At 57.2% G+C, this 21,548-nt stretch carries 16 protein-coding genes and 1 pseudogene; 14 read left to right on the forward strand and 3 right to left on the reverse strand.

Going from position 1 to position 21,548, the window contains the following annotated elements; translation table 11 throughout:
- The first annotated feature begins 14 nt into the window (after window positions 1-14).
- The 3 genes from trpD (at window position 15) to GVI59_RS00215 (ending at window position 3,153) form a co-directional block, all read left to right on the forward strand.
- Window positions 15-1,133 carry an anthranilate phosphoribosyltransferase gene (gene trpD / locus GVI59_RS00205; RefSeq protein WP_173572309.1) on the forward strand — a complete coding sequence of 373 codons (1,119 nt, stop codon included), beginning with the start codon at window positions 15-17 and terminating at the stop codon, window positions 1,131-1,133.
- A 161-nt stretch (window positions 1,134-1,294) separates the two neighbouring features.
- A complete protein-coding gene (gene trpC, locus GVI59_RS00210) occupies window positions 1,295-2,152 on the forward strand; it encodes an indole-3-glycerol phosphate synthase TrpC (RefSeq protein ID WP_173572702.1) in 858 nt (285 codons plus the stop codon).
- 284 nt (window positions 2,153-2,436) lie between these two features.
- Window positions 2,437-3,153 (forward strand): hypothetical protein, encoded by a 717-nt coding sequence (locus GVI59_RS00215; RefSeq protein WP_173572310.1) that lies wholly within the window; start codon window positions 2,437-2,439, stop codon window positions 3,151-3,153.
- A gap of 42 nt (window positions 3,154-3,195) precedes the next feature.
- On the opposite strand, the gene GVI59_RS00220 is transcribed toward GVI59_RS00215, so the two are convergent.
- Window positions 3,196-4,635, reverse strand: coding sequence for a helix-turn-helix domain-containing protein (locus GVI59_RS00220; protein ID WP_173572311.1), 1,440 nt, complete (start codon window positions 4,633-4,635; stop codon window positions 3,196-3,198).
- Between the two features lie 371 nt (window positions 4,636-5,006).
- On the opposite strand from GVI59_RS00220, the gene pdhA reads away from it, so the two are divergent.
- From pdhA to GVI59_RS00245, 5 genes are all read left to right on the forward strand, one after another.
- Complete coding sequence (pdhA, locus tag GVI59_RS00225) at window positions 5,007-6,017, forward strand: pyruvate dehydrogenase (acetyl-transferring) E1 component subunit alpha (protein WP_277876285.1); 1,011 nt, start codon at window positions 5,007-5,009, stop codon at window positions 6,015-6,017.
- Between the two features lie 5 nt (window positions 6,018-6,022).
- A complete protein-coding gene (locus GVI59_RS00230) occupies window positions 6,023-7,381 on the forward strand; it encodes a pyruvate dehydrogenase complex E1 component subunit beta (protein ID WP_173572312.1) in 1,359 nt (452 codons plus the stop codon).
- A 12-nt stretch (window positions 7,382-7,393) separates the two neighbouring features.
- The gene (locus GVI59_RS00235) at window positions 7,394-8,644 is read left to right on the forward strand and encodes a pyruvate dehydrogenase complex dihydrolipoamide acetyltransferase (protein WP_173572313.1); all 1,251 of its coding nucleotides are present in this window, start codon (window positions 7,394-7,396) and stop codon (window positions 8,642-8,644) included.
- 67 nt (window positions 8,645-8,711) lie between these two features.
- Window positions 8,712-10,121 (forward strand): dihydrolipoyl dehydrogenase, encoded by a 1,410-nt coding sequence (lpdA, locus tag GVI59_RS00240; RefSeq protein ID WP_173572314.1) that lies wholly within the window; start codon window positions 8,712-8,714, stop codon window positions 10,119-10,121.
- Between the two features lie 173 nt (window positions 10,122-10,294).
- Window positions 10,295-11,005: an HAD family hydrolase gene (locus GVI59_RS00245; RefSeq protein ID WP_232877667.1), complete on the forward strand. Its 711-nt coding sequence runs from the start codon at window positions 10,295-10,297 to the stop codon at window positions 11,003-11,005.
- Between the two features lie 21 nt (window positions 11,006-11,026).
- On the opposite strand, the gene GVI59_RS00250 is transcribed toward GVI59_RS00245, so the two are convergent.
- Entirely contained in the window at window positions 11,027-12,505 is a 1,479-nt protein-coding gene (locus tag GVI59_RS00250; protein WP_173572315.1) for a mannitol dehydrogenase family protein, read from the reverse strand.
- A gap of 474 nt (window positions 12,506-12,979) precedes the next feature.
- Between GVI59_RS00250 and GVI59_RS00255 the strand changes: the two genes are divergently transcribed.
- From GVI59_RS00255 to GVI59_RS00280, 6 genes and pseudogenes are all read left to right on the forward strand, one after another.
- A complete protein-coding gene (locus GVI59_RS00255; protein ID WP_173572316.1) occupies window positions 12,980-13,666 on the forward strand; it encodes a TetR/AcrR family transcriptional regulator in 687 nt (228 codons plus the stop codon).
- 41 nt (window positions 13,667-13,707) lie between these two features.
- Window positions 13,708-14,757 carry an efflux RND transporter periplasmic adaptor subunit gene (locus GVI59_RS00260; RefSeq protein WP_173572317.1) on the forward strand — a complete coding sequence of 350 codons (1,050 nt, stop codon included), beginning with the start codon at window positions 13,708-13,710 and terminating at the stop codon, window positions 14,755-14,757.
- Window positions 14,735-17,857 (forward strand): efflux RND transporter permease subunit, encoded by a 3,123-nt coding sequence (locus GVI59_RS00265; protein ID WP_173572318.1) that lies wholly within the window; start codon window positions 14,735-14,737, stop codon window positions 17,855-17,857. The genes GVI59_RS00260 and GVI59_RS00265 overlap by 23 nt, the downstream gene beginning before the upstream one ends.
- Window positions 17,854-19,281: an efflux transporter outer membrane subunit gene (locus GVI59_RS00270; RefSeq protein WP_173572319.1), complete on the forward strand. Its 1,428-nt coding sequence runs from the start codon at window positions 17,854-17,856 to the stop codon at window positions 19,279-19,281. Before GVI59_RS00265 ends, GVI59_RS00270 begins: the two co-directional genes overlap by 4 nt.
- Before the next feature lie 32 nt (window positions 19,282-19,313).
- Window positions 19,314-19,789 (forward strand): annotated as a pseudogene (locus GVI59_RS00275) (IS1595 family transposase); the annotation flags it as partial.
- 57 nt (window positions 19,790-19,846) lie between these two features.
- Window positions 19,847-20,677: an HNH endonuclease gene (locus GVI59_RS00280; RefSeq protein ID WP_173572320.1), complete on the forward strand. Its 831-nt coding sequence runs from the start codon at window positions 19,847-19,849 to the stop codon at window positions 20,675-20,677.
- A gap of 235 nt (window positions 20,678-20,912) precedes the next feature.
- On the opposite strand, the gene purN is transcribed toward GVI59_RS00280, so the two are convergent.
- The gene (purN, locus tag GVI59_RS00285) at window positions 20,913-21,539 is read right to left on the reverse strand and encodes a phosphoribosylglycinamide formyltransferase (protein ID WP_173572321.1); all 627 of its coding nucleotides are present in this window, start codon (window positions 21,537-21,539) and stop codon (window positions 20,913-20,915) included.
- Window positions 21,540-21,548: the final 9 nt, after the last annotated feature.

Genomic DNA, 21,548 nt, shown 5'->3' on the forward strand with positions numbered 1-21,548 from the left:
ACAGGATTTCGGTCATGAGCGGACCGTCCACGATCCCGGCTGAGGCTGAGGCACAGCAGGCGGCCGCACGCGGGCGCTTCCGGGAGATTCTGCGTCATATTGCTACAGGTAAACCCCTGTCCGAACCGGAGGCGGAAGAAGCCTTCGGTCTTGTCATGGATGGCGTTGCCGATGGGGCGCAGATTGCGGCGCTGCTGATGGGCATGCGGGTGCGGGGAGAGACGCAGGACGAACTGCTTGGTGCTGTGAAGGCCGTGCGCTCCCGGATGAAAGCCCTGCACGAGCCGCCGCCTGATGCGATCGACGTCTGTGGCACGGGTGGCGATGGGCATGGGACGCTCAATGTGTCCACGTCCGTTGCGTTCGTGCTGGCGGGACTGGGTGTGTCGGTGGCCAAGCACGGCAATCGGGCGCTGTCGTCCAAGGCGGGAGCTTCGGACGTGCTGACGGCTCTTGGCGTGCCTCTCAAGGAGGATATCGCCACGCTGGGAGCGGATCTGCGTGAGAGAAATCTGACGTTCATGGCCGCCCCGCACCATCATCCCGCCATGCGTCACGCTGCGGGTGTGCGGCGGGCGCTCGGTGTGCGGACCCTGTTCAATTTCGTCGGGCCACTGGTCAATCCCGCCTGCGTGACCCGTCAGCTGGTCGGCGTGTCTGATGCGGCATGGCTGGCGCCGATTGCTGATACGCTGGCGAAGCTCGGCTCGACGCGGGTGTGGGCGATCTGTGGTGAAATTCCGGGTTCTTCGTTGCGCTGGATCGATGAAATCACGCTGGCCGGGCCGACGCATGTCGAAGCGTTTGAGGGTGGTGTGCGTTATCGGTTCACGCTTGAGCCAGAGATGGCCGGGCTGCCCCGTGCGCCCGTCTCCGCGATTGCCGGAGGAGGGCCTGAAGAGAACGCCAGGGCGCTTGAGGCCTTGCTTCGCGGGTCTCATGGCCCATATCGTGATACGGTGCTTTTCAATGCCGCCTGTGGCCTGCATATTGCGGGCAGGGGGCAGGTTCTGAATGATGCGGGGCAGGTGGACCGCGGCGCTCTGCGGGAGCTGGTGAAACTGGCGGCTTCCTCTATCGACAGCGGTGCGGCGCTGGCCTCGCTGGAAGCGGCTCGCGGAGTTACTGGATAAAACCGCAAGATCACTTTATAGGGATATGCTATCCCGTAGCGGTGTAACTTTGCTGCACAGGACGCGCCATTGTGGTGGCGCGTGAAATGGCTCTGGATATCGCACGAGCGCACTCAGCCGGCGATAAAGTCATCCATGTTCATTTACGAGACGGAGACATGATGAACGAGACATCGGATCAGGTGCCAGTTGCGACCAGTGCCGAGGCATGCTCCGAACCATCGGATGTTCTTGGCCGGATTGTGGCGCGGACGAAAGTGGAAGTGGCTCACCGTTCGACGCTGCTGAGTCTGAAAGACATCACGGCGAAGGCTCTGGAGACGCAGTTCACTTCGCGAGGCTTCGGGCGGGCGCTCAAGGACAAGACTGCTGAGCTGGTTCCCGGTTTCATCGCTGAAATCAAGAAAGCCTCTCCTTCGGCGGGCCTGCTGCGTGATCCGTATGATCCTGTTGGAATCGCGAAATCCTATGAAGCGGCAGGTGCTGCCTGTCTGTCCGTTCTGACGGAAAGTTCCTGCTTCCATGGGAGCAATGAGGATCTCATTGCCGCCCGTGCCGCCTGTGGACTTCCTGTGCTCCGCAAGGATTTCATCATCGATCCGTGGCAGGTTTATGAGAGCCGGGTGATCGGTGCGGACTGCATTCTCCTGATTATGGCGATCCTGACGGATGAGGAAGCGGCGGCGCTGGTCGATCATGCCAAGGGCCTCGACATGGATGTGCTGGTTGAAGTCCATTCGGAAGAGGAGCTGAACCGGGCGCTGGCGCTTGATACGTCGCTGATCGGGATCAACAACCGTAATCTCAAGACCCTGACCACTGACCTTGATATGACCATCCAGCTTGCGCCTCTCGTGCCGCCGGACAAGATCATTGTGTCGGAAAGTGGCATCAAGACGGCAGAGGATGTGAAGCGTCTGTCAGCGGTGGGAGCCAGTGGTTTCCTCGTCGGTGAATCGCTCCTGCGCGCTCCTGATCCGGGTGAAGCGTTGAAGGCGCTAATGACACCGGCTCCCTGATTGCTGGTAGATCAGTCTGGAATTGAAACGGGTTGTCCTTTCGGGAAGGACAGCCCGTTTTTTTATGATCTGGTGAATAACTGTTTCTGGTTCCTGTTGAGTGTTCGAGCGCATCTGTATTGCTCGAAATTATGTTTTGAGGGCAGTAGCGGAATATAGACCAGAATAAATGGTCTTAAATTTGATATTTTATTAATCTGTAAGGATTAAAATATGGTTTGAACAAATTATAGTAAGACAGTCTACGGTTCATTTTCTGGGATCACGAAAATGAACTGCCAATCATGAGAGAAGATGATCTTATGACTGATTCACTTCAGCGGTTTGAAAAACTTCTCTACAATCATCTTATACCTGAATTCTGTGAAGATGCATCTCGACTGGTTTCTTCTGATAGTTTCAGAAAAGCATCACAAAAAATTGGACAACTGGATGCAGAGTATTTTTTGAAGGCGTGGAACAATCACCTCGTTAAACATAGGGGACGAGGTCTTTATCGAACGTCTCGAAGTTGCGCGAGTGAACAGTTTTTCTGGACTGGAAAGAAAGTTTCGGAAGGCGAGAGAGCTTTTACCCTTTGGCTGGAGCCAGTAATAACAGTTGGTGGACTGGCCAGACTCCATTTTGACTGGGGGTGGCCAGAAGAACTTATCGGAACCCAGTCTTCTGACTGGGCTTTTGATCTGGTTGCCTATCTTCCGGGCTGCGACAGTGAAATCATCGCAGGGGAAGTAAAGAAAACCAGAAAAGAAATTGATGAACTCATCGAACTCATGAACGGATTTTGTAAATCTTCCGGGAATATGGAAGGGTTATCGGCAAAAGAAAGAAATGCATTGCGCAAGGTTGCTGGGCTGAGAAGAAGCAGCGCCAGGGTTTTCTGGGCTCTTGGTCCAGATGGTTACAGTCGATCTTTCATTGTCAGTTACAGGGAAAATGAAGAAATTCATCTTCAGGAAAGACCGGATTCCATCTTGGATTATGCCTTGTATAAAGAATGAAAGCGCCTGTTTTTCTGATTGTTTGTTGATCAGAGGCGGGCATTATCCAAGCACCCGGTAAGGCACGGTGCCTCTCTCGTCGCTGTTCGGATCAAGCCGGAAACCGCTGGCGGGAACGGCGCGGTGGCGACAGTCGATGCGGCTGCATGCGCGGCATCCGGGTCCGATCGGGACGAAGTTTCTGGCGTCGTCGATATTGAGGGCGGTCGAGTAGATGATTTCGGACGCATGCGTGACGGAGCACCCCAGCACGATGGCCACCCGTCGGGTTCGTTCAAAAAAGGATGTCGGAGGACGCCCGACCGTTCTGGCGACGCTGATGAAGACGCTACCGTCGGTGTCCTGTGAGAGCTGTGTCGCCAGTCTTCCGGGCACGGCGAAGCTCTCGAACACGTTCCACAGGGCGCACAGTCCGCCGAAGCGGGCGCGGCTGAAGCGTGTGGCGCTGTAGCTTTTCAGGATATTGCCCGCGACATCTGTCTTGATGAAGTAGAACGGAATGCCTTCGGCACCCGGCCTCTGGAGCGTGGAGAGGCGGTGGCAGACCTGCTCAAAGCTGACCTTGAAGCGTCTCTGCAGGAGATCGAGATCGTGTCTGGTCTCTCTGGCCGCCTGTCGGAAGCGTCCGTAAGGCAGGATCAGCGCACCGGCAAAATAGTTGCTGATACTGACGCGAACGAGCGCCTGAGCATCGCCCGCGGGCAGGCCGGAGCGGCGAATGGTCTTGTCGATGATGCGACTGAACTCGATATCGCCGATCAGTCTGGCAAGGCAGAAAGAGCGGCTTTCCGGCGCCATATCGGCTGACAGGTGGAGGGTTTTTTCCCGGCGATCAAAGCGCCATAGCGTGTCTTCCAGTGCGAAGTCGGGATTGGTGGTGACGCGGATGGCGTGATGATCCAGAAGATAGCGTTCAAAAACGACGGATGGAGCGGCGCGGTCAAAGTTCTCGGCCTCGTACAGATCCTCTGCGGCCGTATCGAGGTCGTGAAAATAGTTTTTCTCGCTCTGCACCCATTCACCGGCGGCCTCGTAGTGCGGGGAGCCGAGGGTGTCGGGAATATGAGGAAGATCCTGACGGGACGTGTCGGCAGAAAAATGGGTGCGCCGTTCCGTGAGGGTTCGGTAGGAACGATACAGATCGATAAAGTGCCGGGCCAGTCCGGGGAGTTCCTGTGCGGCCTTTCTGAACTCGTTCGCCTGCAGGTCGGACTTGAACATGGGGTCAGCGAAAACCTCCCGCAGCATCTGGATGGTGCGGATTTCCTCGTTGTCGCCGAACCAGGACGCATCCACCGCGAAAGTTCTGCAAATAGTTAGCAGCAATTGGGCTGGAATCGGTCTCAGATCGTTTTCAAGCTGGTTAAGATAGCTTGATGATATATTAACCAGACGGGCCATTTCACGCTGTGTATGGCCGAATTGACGCCGAAGTTTGCGGATTCTGCTTCCTGCGAAAAGTTTTTTATGACCGGCGCTCATGTTCACATTGTACACATTTTGATAGGGGTGTTACTGCAACTTTACACCTTTCGGGCGCTTTGCAGAACGTCGCGCTCGCGTTACCTGTCTGGGAGGTGTAGCGCACTTGTCATGACAACCCGAACGAGGAAGAGACGTTGAAAGTGAGAAGAGATTGAACGCTCACACGAGAGTCTCTCCGTTCATCAATGACCGGCTTGCGATGAGGGTCGATCGGGAGCGCGTTGAATGACTTCCCTGATCAGTCAAGGTGTTTTTTATTATCAACCTCTTGAAAATTAACGATAATATTTACAATTAACGGCTGCGATTATATGCCGGACCCTGAAAACCGATGAGGTAAAGGTAACTCCATGACCGAACAGAATACTATGGGGCAATCAGGCTCTGCCGACGCGACGGCTGGCCGGAATCATCCCGGACTGACAGCGGATCAGCTGAAGCAGGCTTATTACGATATGCTGCTGATCCGTCGTTTTGAGGAAAAGGCCGGTCAGCTTTACGGCATGGGACTCATCGGCGGCTTCTGCCATCTCTATATCGGTCAGGAAGCCGTGGTGGTCGGCCTTCAGATGGCGCAGAAGGATGGTGACAAGGTCATCACTTCCTACCGTGACCACGGTCAGATGCTGGCGGCGGGCATGGACCCGCGCGGCGTGATGGCGGAGCTGACAGGGCGTGCGACCGGCCTTTCCCACGGCAAGGGCGGCTCCATGCACATGTTCTCCCGTGAGAAGAACTTCTATGGCGGTCACGGCATTGTCGGCGCTCAGGTGGCGCTTGGCATCGGTCTGGCCTTCGCCAACAAGTATCGCGGCACAGATGAGGTCTCGATTACCTATTTCGGTGAAGGCGCTTCCAATCAGGGGCAGGTTTTCGAGAGCTTCAATCTCGCGGCGCTGCACAAGCTGCCCTGCGTGTTCGTGATCGAAAACAACCGCTACGGCATGGGCACCAGCGTCGAGCGTGCTTCGGCGTCCAAGGCGTTGTGGAAGAACGGCGAGCCATGGGGCATTCCCGGCAGGCAGGTTGACGGCATGGACGTGGAAGCGGTGAACGCTGCTGCGAAGGAAGCCATCGCGCATTGCCGTGCGGGCAACGGTCCTTACCTGCTGGAAATGTCCACTTACCGTTATCGCGGCCATTCGATGTCCGATCCGGCGAAGTATCGTCAGCGTTCGGAAGTGGACGAAATCCGCCAGAAACACGACCCGATCGACCATGTCCGCAACCTGCTGAAGGCGGCAGGCGTGGATGATGCCGACTTCAAGGAAATGGAAACCAAGGTGAAGGAAATCGTCGCGGATGCGACCGAGTTTGCGAAGACAAGCCCGGAGCCTGATCCTTCGGAACTGTTTACCGACGTGCTGGTGGGAGAATAAAACGGATGGCTATTGATATCCTGATGCCAGCGCTGTCGCCGACGATGACCGAAGGCAAGCTGGCCAAGTGGAACAAGAAAGAAGGCGACACGGTCTCTTCTGGTGAAGTGATCGCCGAGATCGAGACGGACAAGGCGACAATGGAAGTCGAAGCTGTGGACGAGGGTGTTCTCGGCAAGATCCTTGTTCCGGAAGGCACCGAAGGCGTGAGCGTCAACACGCCCATCGCCATTCTCGTTGAGGAAGGCGAGGCCGTTCCGGATGCGCCGTCCGCGGGCAGTGGCGAGGTTCACCCTGCTGCTGAAGAAAAACCGAAGGCTGCTGCTGCCACCACGGCTGTCACCGCTGTTTCTGCTGCCGCCAGCGAGCCGGAAAAAGACTGGGGCGAGACGAGCGAGATTACCGTGCGTGAGGCGCTTCGTGACGCCATGGCCGCGGAAATGCGCCGCGACGAAGACGTCTTCCTGCTCGGTGAGGAAGTCGCCCAGTATCAGGGCGCGTACAAGGTTTCGCAGGGTCTGCTGGACGAGTTCGGCGAAAAGCGCGTGATCGACATGCCGATCACCGAACATGGCTTCACGGGCATGGCCACGGGTGCGGCGATGACCGGCCTGAAGCCGATTGTCGAGTTCATGACCATGAACTTCTCGTTGCAGGCCATCGACCACATCATCAACTCGGCGGCCAAGACGCACTACATGTCCGGCGGCCAGATTTCCTGTCCGATGGTGTTCCGTGGTCCGAACGGCGCGGCGGCCCGCGTCGGTGCCCAGCATTCGCAGTGTTTTGCGAGCTGGTACGCCCATGTTCCGGGTCTGAAGGTTGTGGCTCCGTGGTCGGCAGCCGATGCGAAGGGCCTGCTGCGTGCGGCCATCCGTGATCCGAACCCGGTGATCGTGCTTGAGAACGAGATCCTCTACGGTCAGAAGTTCCCATGCCCGGTGGATGAGGACTTCATCCTGCCGATCGGCAAGGCGAAGATCGAGCGTCCGGGCAAGGATGTGACCATCGTGGCGTTCTCGATCAGTGTCGGCACGGCGATGGCCGCCGCCGAACTGCTGGCCGAGAAGGGGATCGACGCGGAGGTCATCAACCTGCGTACGATCCGTCCGCTCGATACGGCGACCATCATCGAGAGCGTGAAGAAGACGAGCCGTCTGGTGACGGTTGAAGAAGGCTGGCCGTTTGCCGGTATTGGTGCGGAAATCGCCATGCAGGTGATCGAGCACGCCTTCGACTGGCTCGACGCGCCGCCGGTGCGCGTGGCTGGCCTCGATGTGCCGATGCCGTTTGCCGCCAACCTTGAGAAGCTCGCCCTGCCGCAGCCCGACTGGGTTGTGGACGCCGTTTCCAAAATCGTCTGAGGGAAAGACATCATGGCTATCGATATCCTGATGCCCGCCCTCTCGCCGACCATGACGGAAGGCAAGCTGGCGAAGTGGAACAAGAAAGAGGGCGACACGGTTTCCTCGGGTGAGGTGATCGCCGAGATCGAGACGGACAAGGCGACGATGGAAGTCGAAGCCGTGGATGAGGGTATTCTCGGCAAGATCCTTGTTCCGGAAGGAACGGAGGGTGTGGCGGTCAACACGCCCATCGCCATTCTGGTCGAGGAAGGTGAGGCGGTGCCGGAAGGTCCGTCCTCAGCTGCGCCCAAGGCGGAGAAAGCCGAACCCGCAAAGGCCGAGGCCCCCGCGCCAAAGGCTGCTGCTCCTGCGCCGCAGGTGAAGGCTTCTGTGGAGAAGGGCAACCGTGTGTTCGCTTCTCCGCTGGCGAAGCGGATCGCCAAAGATGCGGGCATCGACCTGTCCACCCTGAAAGGCAGCGGCCCGAATGGCCGTATCGTCAAGAAGGACGTGGAAGCGGCAAAGGCTGGCGGCGGCGCTTCGGCGGCGAAGTCCGCGCCTGTGGCGGCCTATACGCCGGGCGGTTCGACCAGCACGCCGCATTCCACCATGCGCAAGGTCATCGCCCGTCGTCTGACGGAATCGAAGACGACCGTTCCGCACTTCTACGTCTCGGTTGATGTGAAGCTCGACGCGCTGCTGGCTCTGCGCAGCCAGCTCAACGCGGCGTCACCCGCCGAGGGGCCGGATGCGTTCAAGCTGTCGGTCAACGATCTGCTGATCAAGGCTGCGGCCGTCACGTTGCGTCGTGTGAAGGGCGTCAACGTCTCCTACACGGACGAGGCGCTGATCGAGTATAACGACGTCGACATCTCGGTGGCCGTGTCCATCCCGGACGGCCTCATCACGCCGATCATCCGTCAGGCCGATCGCAAGTCGCTGCGTGAGATCAGCAACGAGATGAAAGACCTCGCCTCCCGTGCGCGTGCGGGCAAGCTGAAGCCGGAAGAGTTCCAGGGCGGATCGTTCTCGATCTCCAACATGGGCATGTTCGGCGTCAGTTCGTTCTCGGCGATCATCAACCCGCCGCAGGCCGGCATTCTGGCCATTGCAGCCGGTGAGAAGCGTGCGGTTGTGAAGCCGGACGGGTCGCTGGGTGCGGCCACGGTGATGACCGTGACGCTCTCGGTCGATCATCGCGCCATCGACGGCGCGCTTGCCGCCAAATGGACCGCAGGGTTCCGCGAAGTGGTGGAAAACCCGTTCACGCTCGTCGTCTGACAGGCCGTTCCGTCGGGCGGGCAGGGAGCAGTTCCGGCCCGCCCGACGCTCAATCAGGAAACATCATATGAGCACCACCGATTTTGATCTGATTGTTGTGGGTGGCGGTCCCGGCGGCTATGTGGCGGCTCTCCGTGCGGCACAGCTGAAACTTTCGGTCGCGGTTGTCGAAGCCAGCCATCTGGGCGGAATCTGCCTCAACTGGGGCTGTATCCCGACCAAGGCGCTGCTGCGCGCTTCCGAAATCAATCATCTTCTGCATGACCTCGGCCAGTTCGGCTTTGCCGTGGATAATCCGCGCTTCGATTTCCAGAAGGTTGTGGGACGTTCCCGGGCTGTGTCGAAGCAGCTTTCCGGTGGCGTGGGCCATCTGCTGAAAAAGGCGAAAGTTCCGGTTTTCGATGGCTTCGCAAAGCTGGCAGGAACGGACGGCAAGAAGCGCAAACTGGCCGTGGCGCTGAAGGACGGCAAGTCGGTCACGCTGACGGCCAAGAACCTTATTCTGGCGACTGGCGCGCGTGCCCGCACGCTGCCGGGGCTGGAGCCGGACGGCAAGTTCGTCTGGTCCTATCGTGAAGCGCTTGTGCCGGATGAACTGCCAAAGCGCCTGCTGGTGATCGGCTCCGGTGCGATCGGTACCGAGTTTGCTTCCTTCTATCGCAACATGGGTTCCGAAGTGACGCTGGTGGAAGTCGCGGATCGCGTGCTGCCGGTTGAGGACGAGGAAATCAGCGGTCTGGCTCTCAAGGCGTTCGAGAAGCAGGGCATGAAGGTGCTGACCAGCGCGAAGCTCGGCACGCTGAAGAAGTCTGACAAGGATGTCTCGGTCGAGATCGAAGCGGGCGGCAGGAAGGAAACCTTCACGTTCGATCGCGTGATTTCAGCAGTCGGTATTGTCGGCAATGTCGAGAATATCGGGCTGGAAGGCACGAAGATTGTCGTGGATCGCACGCATATCGTGACGGACGATCTCTGTCGCACGGGCGAGCCGGGCGTGTTCGCCATTGGTGACGTGGCGGGTGCGCCGTGGCTGGCCCACAAGGCGAGCCACGAGGCGGTCATGTGTGTGGAAGCGATTGCCGGCAAGCATGTGCATCCGATCGACGTGACGAAGATTCCGGGTTGCACCTACTGTCGTCCGCAGGTGGCTTCTGTCGGCTACACGGAAGCCAAGGCGAAGGCAGCGGGTTATCAGGTCCGTGTCGGTCGTTTCCCGTTCATCGGCAATGGCAAGGCGATTGCCATGGGGGAGCCGGAAGGTCTGGTGAAAGTCGTGTTCGACGCCAAGACCGGCGAACTGCTGGGCGCGCACATGATCGGCGCGGAAGTGACGGAGATGATTCAGGGTTACGTCATCGCCCGCAGTGGTGAACTGACGGAGGCGGAACTGAAGGAGACCATCTTCCCGCATCCGACAATCTCTGAGTCGATGCATGAAGCCGTACTGGCGGCTTATGACGGGGCGCTGCATTTCTAATTAAAGCAGCTTTCCGATTTCTGACGCCTCTTTCGGGTCATGCGCCTGAAAGAGGCGTTTTTTTTTCGCATCCGATTGCGTGATGTTAGTGAATATCTTTTAATCTTCTGGATTTTTCATTTCCGGTCCTGCTGTTGTACATTCGCTTCAAGACAAAAAATACAGGAAGCAAAATGACAGAGCAGATCATTCCAGCCCATCTTCGCAGTGCAACTGCCCTCCCTGTCCATGGGGTGGTGTTCGATATGGACGGGTTGCTGCTCGACAGTGAGACGCTGGCCATGGATGCGCTGGTCGATGCCGGGAAAGACCTTGGCTACGACATTCCGATGAGTTTCTGCCGTTCCATGATCGGCGTGCCTGCGGATGGATGCCGCAAACTGGTGCATGAAGCGTATGGCGTGGCCTTTCCGATGGAAGACTTCTTTGCCCGTCAGGAAGTGCTGCTCAGGGAGTATGTCGATAATGGCCGACTGGTTCTGAAAACCGGCGTGCTGCCCTTGCTGGATCTGCTGGACGAGTTCCGCATCCCGCGGGCGATCGCCACGTCTTCAAGCCGTTATCGTACGGATCATCATCTGGAACTTGTCGGTCTCGACAAGCGTTTTGACGCGACGGTCACACGGGACGATGTCAGCGCAGGCAAGCCCGATCCCGAGCCTTATCTGAAAGCTGCTGAAAAGATCGGCGTTGAGCCGAAATACTGTCTTGCGCTTGAGGACTCCCATTCCGGTGCGCGGGCGGCCCATGCGGCGGGCATACGGGTCATCGTTGTACCGGATCTTCTTCAGCCAGCCGATGATATTCACGAAAAGGCGCTGGCGATCGTGGATGATCTCACTGTCGTTAGAGCCTATTTGAAGACTATTCTGAAAGCAGCCTGAGGCCGCTTCCAGAAACTGCGTTCAGGCCGCGAGTTCACGCAGGACGGAGGGAACATCTTCCTCCGTCAGTCGGCGCAGCAGGCCTGCAATCTCCGCCACGATACGGTCATGATCCGGCAGAGGCGGCCCAAAGACCTCTTCCATGGCGAGGAAGGCTTCCGCCTGCGCCTTGTGATCGTCGCGGGCTTCGGCGCAGATGCGTTGCAGGGTCTTCGCCTTGGGATCGGTCAGGGAAAGTTCCAGCGCTTCCTGATCGTTCAGCGCAAACCAGCGTATCCAGCTTGCGATAAGCAGCGATGCCCCAGAAACGGGGCGGCCTGCGACAAGATTGTCCCGCATGGCGCGCATCACCCGGTCAGCCATCTTGGCCGAACCGTTGCGTCCTACCCTCTCTGCATCATGAACGATGCCCGGATTTTGGAAGCGGGCCATCAGCGCCCGTGTGTAATCGTCCAGTTCCCCGGCGGAGAGCGCAATGCCGGCTGTCTGTTCGTCGCGCATGAAACGGGCGGTGATGCGTCCGAGAGAGGGATCGCTTGCGGCTTCCGCGATTGTGTTGAGACCCGCCAGCGCTCCGGTATAGGCCAGCAGCATGTGGCTGCCGTTCAGCATCTGGAGCTTGGCGGCTTCAAACACAGCGACATCCTGGACAAATTTTGTTCCGGGATGAGCTTCCCAGTAGGGACGGGGGCCATCGAACGGTCCAATGATCCACTGGAACCATGGTTCCGCCGAAACGGGCGCGGCATCGACAATTCCGCCGAGAGCTTTCTTTGCATCCGCGACGTCATCGACGTGGCTTGAGGGCGCAATCCGATCGACCATCGTATCGGGAAACTGCACAGTCTCTCCGATCCATGCCGCCAGTCGGTCATCACCACGCAGAGAAGCGTAATCCATGACGGCCTGTCTGAGCGTTGCGCCGTTATGGCTGACATTGTCGCAGCACAGGATCACGGGAGGAACAGTGCCGCGCTGTCTTGCCAGAGCGAGACCGTTCGCCAGAATGCCTATGGCCGTGCGGGGATGCGGCGCCGAAAGGTCCTGCCGGATTGCCTGCGCTTCCGGGTCGAGCCGTCCGTCAGCGGTCAGGTAATAGCCGCTGGCCGTCACGGTCAGGGAGACGATGCGTATCCGGGGATCGGCGACGCGTTCAGCCAGGTCGACCGCCTCGTCACCTGAAAACACCATCTCATGGATGGAGCCGATGACGGAGGCGACGGTCCTGTCTTCGACGCGGGTGAGCAGGGTGTAGAGATTGTCCTGCGGCCGAAGCTGGTTCACGAGGTCGGGGCGTCGCATGGTGGCGCTGACGATACCCCATTTCAGCCCGTCCGAGCCTTCACGGTTGATGGCCGCCTGTGTGGCGACGGCCTGATGGGCGCGGTGAAAATTGCCGCAACCGAGATGAAGGACGCCGGGAGTAAGTTGGGATAGGTCGAATTCAGGGCGATAGACACTATCGGGGAGATGGGGGAGAGCTTTCCGGTTGAGATGCAATGAATCGCTCCTCTTATTGTTTTTAAAATATAGTTTTGAATTTATAATATTTACAATTCTAATGATACTGAATTATTATTAACATATAATTGTGTTATATGTTTAATTTTATAATTAAGTTATTTTATTTGTCTGTATTTTATTTATTTTCAATAAATAATGTGATGCTTTTTATTGGGTATTGGAAGGTGCCGGGCTTTAAAAATTAAATGATATTCATTTTGAATTTTAGGCGCTGAAAAGTGGTGAGACATTGCCTGCCGTTGCGCGGTTTTGACCGGGGGGACGGAATGTCTGGTTTCGGGATGCTCTAAAGGGTATCGGTCATCCTCAGGCACATTTGGCGATTCACTCCTGTTTATCATAACGAAAACGGTTTTGCAGGCTCGAAGCAGGTCGTCGATCTCTATGAAAATCTTGCGAGACGAGAACGTCTCGTATATTTCCTGTGCCGACGTGCATCAGGAAAAGTTCATGCCGGACAGAGACGAAAGAAAGAAGATTTCAGGTCGGCCTGATGGTCGGGTATCCGAGGAGCTGGATATTCTCATCCTGAAGACAGCCAGCAGGTTGTTTGGAGAGCAGGGGTACGCAGCCACATCTGTTGAGCAGATTGCGGCGGTGGCCCAGGTGGGCAAGCAGACCATCTATCGGCGGCACCCTTCCAAGGAAAGTCTGTTCAAGACGGTCATTTCGGAATTGGGGAAAAGTTTTCTCGTGGCGGCGACGCCATCGGACACCATGGTTTCCAGCGATCCGCTGCTGACATTGCGCAAGACGATGCGGATGCTTCTTGATCTGGTCCTAAGTCCCGAAACGCTCTCTCTCAGTCGCACCTTCATCGCGGAGGGATGGCGCTTTCCAGATCTGGTGAACCATGCCGGCGCGCATATTTTCGACCCTCTTGAAGAACTGACCTGCAGGCTCATGACCGCAGTCTCCGATGTGGGGCTTTTGAAAGAATCCTGTGATCTGAAGGAAACAAGCCGATTATTTTCCGGGCTCTGTCTGGAGCATCCTCATCAGCAGATGCTGTTCGGGCGTGATGTTCTGATGACGGCAAAGGAACGGGACGATTTTCTTGAGAATGCCTGGACGGCTTTCATGACAGGAATACTGCGCGCGCCGACTTCCAGACCAGCGACGGTCAAAGAGGTATGAACAGGCGAGCCTTCATATACAGGGCCGGTCTTTGCGCTTTTATGCTAGTCACGCTGTCTGCGTGTCACAAGAAGGCTCCCCCGCCTGAAATCAGGCCCGTTCGCTCCTTCGTGGTCCATCCGAGCGCAGATGGAAATACGGAGTTTCTGACAGGACAGATTGCCCCGCATCGTATTGTCTCCCTGTCGTTCCGTCTGCCCGGCAAGATCGTTGAGCGCACGGTGGCGACAGGTGATCAGGTGCACGCCGGTCAGGTGCTGGCCCGTCTGGATGACGCCGAGGTGCGCCAGACGCTGCGCGCCGCCATCGCTGACGCACAGGCCGCCAAAGCATCCCTTGCGCAGGCGACCCCTTTGCAGAAACGTGCGACGGCTCTTCTTCCCGATCGTGCTATTTCACGTAATGATTATGACGAGGCCATTCTCCGCTACCGCACGGCGCAGCAGGCCGTGCAGTCTACGGCGGCCCGGGAGCGGATCGCCCGAGAGGAACTGGACCATACCCGTCTTGAGGCGAATGCGGATGGCGTGATCACAGAGCGTCTGGCTGAGGTTGGAGAGGTCATTGCCGCTGGTCAGCCGATCCTGCGCATAGCCGAGGCTGCGGGCCGTGACGCCCAGTTCGATGTTTCGGGCGATCTTCTGCGCTCCGGCCTGACGGTTGGAACGACGATGACCATCTGTCTCGACGCGAACCGCCATATCTGCACGGACGGGACACTCTACGAACTCGCGCCGGATGCTGATCCACTGACCCGGACGTATCGGGCAAAGGTGCTTCTTCAGGCGCCGCCGACCGCCATGACGCTTGGTTCCGTGGCGGTTGGACGGCTTGCCGCCGCCGGCGCCTCCGATATCCATCTTCCGCCGTCAGCCCTGACCGCACAGGATGGAAAAACTGCTGTGTGGGTGATCGTGCCCGATACGATGACCGTCACATTGCGTCCGGTCGAAGTCTCCCGATATAGCGCCGACGACGTTACGGTCGTTTCGGGTCTGAAGGCCGGAGATCGCGTTGTGACGGCCGGTGTGCAGGCGCTTTATCCAAACCAGAAGATTTCCCTGCTGGATGACGCCGATGTCCGCCCCTGAAGAGTCCGGACAGGATGTAAAAACGGGTCACATCCTGAATCTTTCGGACTGGTCCATCCGTCATCGCGCACTCGTTGCGTTCTTCATGATTCTGATCGCCGTTGCTGGCGTCAGGTCCTATTTCGATCTCGGCCGGAATGAGGACCCGCCCTTTACGGTCAAGACGATGGTCGTCGAGGCCCTGCTGCCGGGCGCAACGGTCGAGGAAACAACGCATCAGCTTACGGACCGGATCGAAAAGAAGCTGCAGGAAACGCCTTATTTCGATTATGTCAAAAGCTATACCACTGCCGGCAAGACCACCATTCTGGTCAATCTTCTGGGCAGTACGCCAAAGAGTCAGGTCGCGGACATCTGGTATCAGGTCCGCAAGAAGGTTGGTGATATCAGGCCGTACCTGCCTTCGACGACGGTGGGGCCGTTCTTTGATGACGAATTCGGGGACACCTATGGCATCATCTATGCCTTTACAGCGGACGGATTTTCCCATCGTGACCTGAAGGATTACGTCGAGACCGTCCGCGACGAGCTGCTGCATGTCCCTGATGTCGCCAAGATCGAGACACTTGGCGCTCAGGACGAAAAGATTTTCGTCGATGTGTCCAGCCGGCATCTTGCGCGTCTGGGTGTCAATGGCGTGATGATTGCCGATGCGCTACAGGCGCAGAACGCGCTGGTTCCTTCCGGTTCGATAGATACCGGGAAGGAACAGATTCTTGTCCAGCCAACCGGAAAATTCAATTCCGTCGAGGACGTCGCCAACGTGACGGTCTATGCGGGCAACCGGAAAGTCCGTCTGGGCGACATCGCCACCATCACGCGCGGTTATGCCGATCCGCCGCAAACCCTGTTTCGCGTAAACGGACAGGATGCTGTCGGACTGGGTCTGTCCATGACCAAAGGTGGCAATGTTCTTGCGCTGGAAAAGAATATTTCCGCGAAGATGGCCGAACTTCATGCCCGTATGCCCGTCGGTATCGAGGCCCATCTGGTCGCCAATCAGCCGAAGGTGGTCAGGGAGGCGGTCGGAGATTTCACCGAGGCATTGTTTGAGGCCATCGCCATTGTGCTGGGCGTCAGTTTTCTCAGTCTGGGTGGTCGGGCAGGCACCGTCGTGGCGTTCTGCATCCCGTTTGTGCTGGCGGTCGTGTTCACCAGCATGGAACTGCTGGGTATCGATCTGCAGCGTGTTTCGCTCGGTGCGCTGATTATCGCTCTTGGTCTTCTCGTCGATGACGCCATGATCACTGTCGAGAGCATGGTCAGCAAACTGGAGGAGGGCTGGAGCCTCCCGCGTGCGGCGACCTTCGCCTACACATCCACGGCTTTTCCGATGCTGACAGGCACGCTGGTTACGGTGTCGGGTTTTGTGCCGGTTGGCTTTGCGCACAGTGTCGCTGGGGAATACACGTTTTCCCTGTTCGCGGTCGTCGGGCTGGCTCTGATCGTGTCATGGTTTGTGGCCGTTCTGGTGGCTCCCCTGATCGGGGTGACCATTCTGCGGGCGCGGCCGGACAGGGCAGAGACCAGACATGAGGAACCTCGCAAGGGGCGGATCATGGCGTTCTTCGAGCGTCTTCTGCTTGTCACCATGCGGCACCCCCGCACGACAGTCCTGACAAGCCTGGGCGCACTGCTTATCGCCCTGATTCTGACGCCGCTGATCCCGAAACAGTTTTTCCCGGCGTCAGATCGCCCGGAACTTCTGGCCAATCTCTCTCTGCGGCAGGGAGCTTCCATCACGGCGACGAGCGATATTTCGCGCAGGCTCGATGCGATGCTGCGCAATGACCCCGATGTCGACCACTGGAGTTCCTATGTCGGCCGGGGGGCGATACGCTTTTACCTGTCGCTCGATGAGCAGCTTCCGAACGATTTCTTCACGCAGACCGTCATTGTGGCCAAAAGCGTCGAAGCCCGCGACCGCCTCCGTCACCGGCTTGACGAGAGACTGAACCGGGAGATGCCTGACATCGTGCATGGGCTGTTTCCCCTTGAGCTCGGTCCTCCCGTGGGCTGGCCGGTGCAGTATCGCGTGTCCGGTCGGGACCCGGACAGGCTCCGCCATTACGCACAGGACGTCGCGCAGATGATGGCGGCGAGCGGCAATCTGCATCTGATCAATTTCGACTGGGGTGATCCGGCGCGTAAACTGCGGATCGATGTGCGTCAGGAGGCTGCGCGTCGGCTCGGCCTGTCCTCCGCCGCCATCGCAAGCGCCATTAATTCGACCGTCACGGGCACGACCGCCACCCAGTTGCGGGACAGCATCTATCTTGTCGATATCGTGTTGCGCGCCAGAAAAGAGGAACGGCTCTCCATCGAGAGCCTGCGCAATCTCGATGTCCGCCTGCCGAATGACCTCACAGTGCCGCTTTCCTCGATCGCCACCGTCTCCTACGTGGAAGACTATCCGCTGATCTGGCGGCGCGACCGTCTTCCAACCATGACAATCCAGGCGCAGCTTCGTGACGGCGTTCAGGCGAATACAGCCGTATCCGCACTGGCCGGCAGGATTGCCGATTTCAACGCTCATCTGCCGCCCGGCTATCATGTGGCGGTCGGCGGGACGGTTGATGAAGCGGCAAAGGCGCAGAACTCGGTGATCGCCGTCATGCCGGTCATGGCGCTGATCATGATGGCCGTACTGATGATCCAGCTTCAGAGCTTCAAACGGCTGGCGCTCGTGCTGAGTGTGGCCCCGTTCGGTCTGATCGGTGTCGTGATCGTGCTTCTCGTCACCGGCAATCCCATCGGTTTCATTGCGTTGCTCGGACTTGTGGCGCTGGTGGGCATGATCATCCGCAATTCGGTCATCCTTGTGAATCAGATCGAGATCGAACAGCAGGACGACAGGGCGGAATGGGATGCGGTGGTCGCCGCCGCGATGGTCCGTTTCCGTCCCATCATGCTGACGGCCGTCGCCGCCATTCTCGGCATGTTGCCCATTGCTTCAAGCGTCTTCTGGGGGCCGATGGCGGATGTCATCATGGGAGGGCTCGCCGTTGCTACGGCGGTCACGCTGATCTTCCTGCCCTCGCTTTACGTTCTGTGGTTCCGCGTCAGAGAGCCGTCATCCGGGACGGAGGTGGTCTCATGAGAAAAATCCTTTTTCTCATTCCCCTGATACTGGGCGGATGTTCCTGGCTTGCGCCGGATTACAAACGTCCTGTCGTAGCGCTGCCTGCGACGTGGAACGGCGTGCAGGCCGTCACACGCGACGATCATACGTGGTGGCGGCGTTATGGAGATCCGGTGCTTGACCGGTTGGAGGAGGAAGCGGCTCAGCATAACGACGATCTGGAGCTGGCGAAATCCAGCCTGTCGCAGGCTCAGGCCCAGTACAGCTACGCTTTTGCGAACCAGCTTCCTTCCCTGTCCGTCGTCGGCAATGACGCTTACGGTAAATTCGCCAACGGAAATCTCCGGACTGCCGGCCAGAGTTTCCGTTTTCCCAATAAGACGAGCAATTTCGGTTTTGTCGGCGGAATGCTGAATTACGAACTCGACCTGTGGGGCAAGAACGCCAGCCTCAGTGATGCGGCCAAAGCGGGCGTTCAGGGAGCCGTTTATGCGCAGGATGCGGCGCGACTGTCGGTGGCGGCCGCTGTGGCGAAGCTTTATTTCAGCCTGCGCGCGCTGGACCGCAACGTCGCCATTCTGAAGGAGAGTGTGCAGACGCAGGACGATATTCTCAGGCTTGTTCAGCATCAGTATGACGTTGGGGCCGTTGACGCCCTGCTGCTGCAGGACGCGACAGAGCGTCGTGACGCCGTACACGCGGCGCTGCCCGACATGGAGGATCAACGCAATAATGCGGAAAGCGCGTTGGCTGTTCTGGTCGGGCGGTCGCCGCAGGACATCGTTCAGGCGGGAATTTCCAGAGGGCGGGATCTTCAGGAACTCAACGTGCCCGAGCCAGCGCCTTCGGTTCTGCCGTCGGAGCTTCTGGAGCGCCGTCCGGACATTGCGATGCACGAGCAGATGCTGATCGCGAGCAACTTCAATATCGGGTATGCCCGGGCGGCCTATTTTCCCAGCATCTCACTGGCGTCGCTTGCCGGCGTGAACAATATCGACATCGACAATCTCTACCGGGCCACCAGTCGCTCATGGACGCTCGGAGCGGCTATGGCGGCTCCCGTTCTGGATTTCGGAAGAACGCAAAGCGGCGTTAAACTTGCGAAAGCGAACAGAAACCAGCAGGTCGTGCTGTATCAGCAGTCTGTCCGCACAGCGTTCAGGGAAGTCCGTGACGCGCTGCTGGCGCAGAACACAGCCGCGGAGCGTGATGCGGATAACGGTGCGCGTGACGGAGCGGCGCAGCAGAAGCTGCATCTGATGACGCTCCGTCTGGAACAGGGATATGCAAGCCAGATTGATGTCCTGGCCGCGCAGTCAACCGTGCAGCTGGCGGAATTGTCTCAGGTGCAGGCTCGGTTGCAGCGCCTTGATGCGTCGGTCGATCTCTACAGGGCGACTGGTGGTGGTTTTACGGCCGTACCTTTAAAGAAAAAGATTTAGAGGCTGGCATAGGTAAGCCAATAAAGGCTTGATTATCATATGAAAGCACGTCGTCGCAGCCGCCGGTCTCGGGTGAAATCGAAGTCGATGAGAGCTATTTCGGTGGACATCGCAAAGGAAAACGAGGTCGAGGCGCTGCCGGAAAAGTGGCCGTCTTCGGCCTGCTGAAACGGCATGGCGGTGTCCATGCCGTCATGATCCTCAATGCCGGACATCAGACGCTGATGTCGATCATTCGAAAGAAAGTGCAGCCGGATTCAATCGTTTACAGCGATTCCTGGCATGCTTACGACAAGCTGGATATCTCGGAATTCCATCACGAGCGCATTGATCACAGCAGGCATCTTGCTCTGGGCAGAAACCATATCAACGGCATCTGCGGCGATACAATGGAATACCACGCAAGGACTTCCATCTCTTCCTGGCCGAGTGCGAGTGGCGCTTCAATATCCGCTCACCTGCAAAACTCCTGAAAATCCTAACTCAAGGGGCTAAACTGCCTACGTGACCCGTCGTAAACAATGCTTATCTATGCCAGTCCCTTAATAAATTAAGGAAATTTTTTATGTACAATACACCTCTACATCGCGATGAAATTATGAGCTATTTGTCGGATATCATAGGGATTTCTTATGCAGTGCCTGTAAACAAAAAAGCTTATCGATACGATATAAACAACGAACAATCATTTTATATAAAATCAGTTACACAAGCGCCTGAAGGCAAGCACCCTATAGTTATCCACGATATTATTGGTGATGAACTCAAACGCAACCCAATACCTGACGTGATGATTGGAGAACTACAGGCAAGCTCTGCTTATCAAAAATTTCGTATTGTAAAAAAGAACACAAATGAACCAGCTGGATATGAAGTGGATGTTCTAAACACAAAAGCTCTTTCAAATTTATTAAATCGTTTGGGTGTAAATACATTACTTCACAATGGCAATATCACGACAGATATAGAAAGAGATTTACTTCAAATAAACGCGGAGTCTTCTACAGAACGAAATGCCATAATTGCGGCTCGTATTGGACAAGGCCGTTTTCGAGAGAGCTTAATGAAAAAATGGGATAGTTCGTGCGCAATTACTGGTTTATCTATACCAGCTCTTTTAAAGGCCTCCCATATTAAACCATGGAAAATTTCCACTAATTTGGAACGCCTAGATGTCGAAAATGGCTTACTTTTATCTGCAAATTTAGATGCTGCGTTTGATGCTTATTTGATTGCTTTTTCTGATGATGGGAAAATTTTACTACCTGATGATACGCTTTCTCTAGAACTAAAGAAAGTTTTGGGAATCAACGGGAACGAAAAACTAAGAAAAATTCCATCATCAAGACAAAGAATATATCTCAAGCAACATCGAACGAATTCAGGAATAAAGTAAGGGGCTGGCATAAGTAAGCCACTAAGGGGTTAATGTGTCGCATGAAAGCACGTCGTCGTAGTCGGCTGCCTGTCAGCATCCAAGATTTAAGTATTCAGGAAGTGTAGCCGGTCTGATGCCGTTGGGCAGTATGCTTTTCAACCTGTACCGTATGTAAATGGCCGCTTTCCATAACTGAACACATCGTGGAAAGCGGTCATCTTGTAAAACAATCCAAAAGCTTCCCGTAATTATGTCACACCACCAGCAGCCGGTCTTCGTTGGAAGCGCAGCCGCCAGTCCCAGCCAGTACTGCCTTTAAGGCCGCAGGATAAAGCACATGTTCCTGCACCAGCACGCGGGCGGCGAGATCGTCCGCAGTATCTTCTTTCGGGAAGACGGGGACGGCCGCCTGCGCGATGATCGGTCCTTCGTCCATTCCGGCGGTCACATGATGGACCGTGCAGCCGTGGATGCGGACGCCGGCTTCCAGCGCGCGTTCATGGGTATGCGTGCCGGGGAAGAGTGGTAGCAGGCTGGGGTGGATGTTGATCATCCGCCCGGCCCATGCGTCCGTCAGGAACGGTGTAAGCAGGCGCATGTAGCCCGCAAGGCAGATAAACTCGATCCCGGCTTCTTTCAGTCTGGCGTCGATGGCGCGTTCATGTGCCTCCCGATCCTTGCCGAAAGCCCTGTGCGGCACCGCTTCGGCCCGCAGGCCAAGGGAGCGGGCGTAATCCAGCCCCCCTGCATCCTCTTTGTTGCTGAGGACAAGTTCGACCGAGGCGGGGAAATCCGGCTCGGCGCAGGCGGCGATCAGCGAGCGCATATTGCTGCCGCGTCCGCTGATGAGGATGGCGATCGGGGTCTTGCGGATGCTCACGTCAGAATG

It is taken from the genome of Acetobacter sicerae, assembly GCF_011516765.1.
GTDB classification, from domain to species: Bacteria; Pseudomonadota; Alphaproteobacteria; order Acetobacterales; family Acetobacteraceae; genus Acetobacter; species Acetobacter sicerae.

What these genes read in the sequence shown, in the direction of transcription:
- pdhA (WP_277876285.1), top strand. Translation starts at nt 5,007, where the DNA reads ATGGGGCAATCAGGCTCTGCCGACGCGACGGCTGGCCGGAATCATCCC.
- lpdA (WP_173572314.1), top strand. Translation starts at nt 8,712, where the DNA reads ATGAGCACCACCGATTTTGATCTGATTGTTGTGGGTGGCGGTCCCGGC.
- GVI59_RS00260 (WP_173572317.1), top strand. Translation starts at nt 13,708, where the DNA reads ATGCTAGTCACGCTGTCTGCGTGTCACAAGAAGGCTCCCCCGCCTGAA.
- trpD (WP_173572309.1), top strand. Translation starts at nt 15, where the DNA reads ATGAGCGGACCGTCCACGATCCCGGCTGAGGCTGAGGCACAGCAGGCG.
- GVI59_RS00255 (WP_173572316.1), top strand. Translation starts at nt 12,980, where the DNA reads ATGCCGGACAGAGACGAAAGAAAGAAGATTTCAGGTCGGCCTGATGGT.
- GVI59_RS00220 (WP_173572311.1), bottom strand. Translation starts at nt 4,635, where the DNA reads ATGAGCGCCGGTCATAAAAAACTTTTCGCAGGAAGCAGAATCCGCAAA.
- GVI59_RS00265 (WP_173572318.1), top strand. Translation starts at nt 14,735, where the DNA reads ATGACGCCGATGTCCGCCCCTGAAGAGTCCGGACAGGATGTAAAAACG.
- GVI59_RS00230 (WP_173572312.1), top strand. Translation starts at nt 6,023, where the DNA reads ATGGCTATTGATATCCTGATGCCAGCGCTGTCGCCGACGATGACCGAA.
- trpC (WP_173572702.1), top strand. Translation starts at nt 1,295, where the DNA reads ATGAACGAGACATCGGATCAGGTGCCAGTTGCGACCAGTGCCGAGGCA.
- GVI59_RS00245 (WP_232877667.1), top strand. Translation starts at nt 10,295, where the DNA reads ATGACAGAGCAGATCATTCCAGCCCATCTTCGCAGTGCAACTGCCCTC.
- GVI59_RS00215 (WP_173572310.1), top strand. Translation starts at nt 2,437, where the DNA reads ATGAGAGAAGATGATCTTATGACTGATTCACTTCAGCGGTTTGAAAAA.
- GVI59_RS00270 (WP_173572319.1), top strand. Translation starts at nt 17,854, where the DNA reads ATGAGAAAAATCCTTTTTCTCATTCCCCTGATACTGGGCGGATGTTCC.
- GVI59_RS00280 (WP_173572320.1), top strand. Translation starts at nt 19,847, where the DNA reads ATGTACAATACACCTCTACATCGCGATGAAATTATGAGCTATTTGTCG.
- GVI59_RS00235 (WP_173572313.1), top strand. Translation starts at nt 7,394, where the DNA reads ATGGCTATCGATATCCTGATGCCCGCCCTCTCGCCGACCATGACGGAA.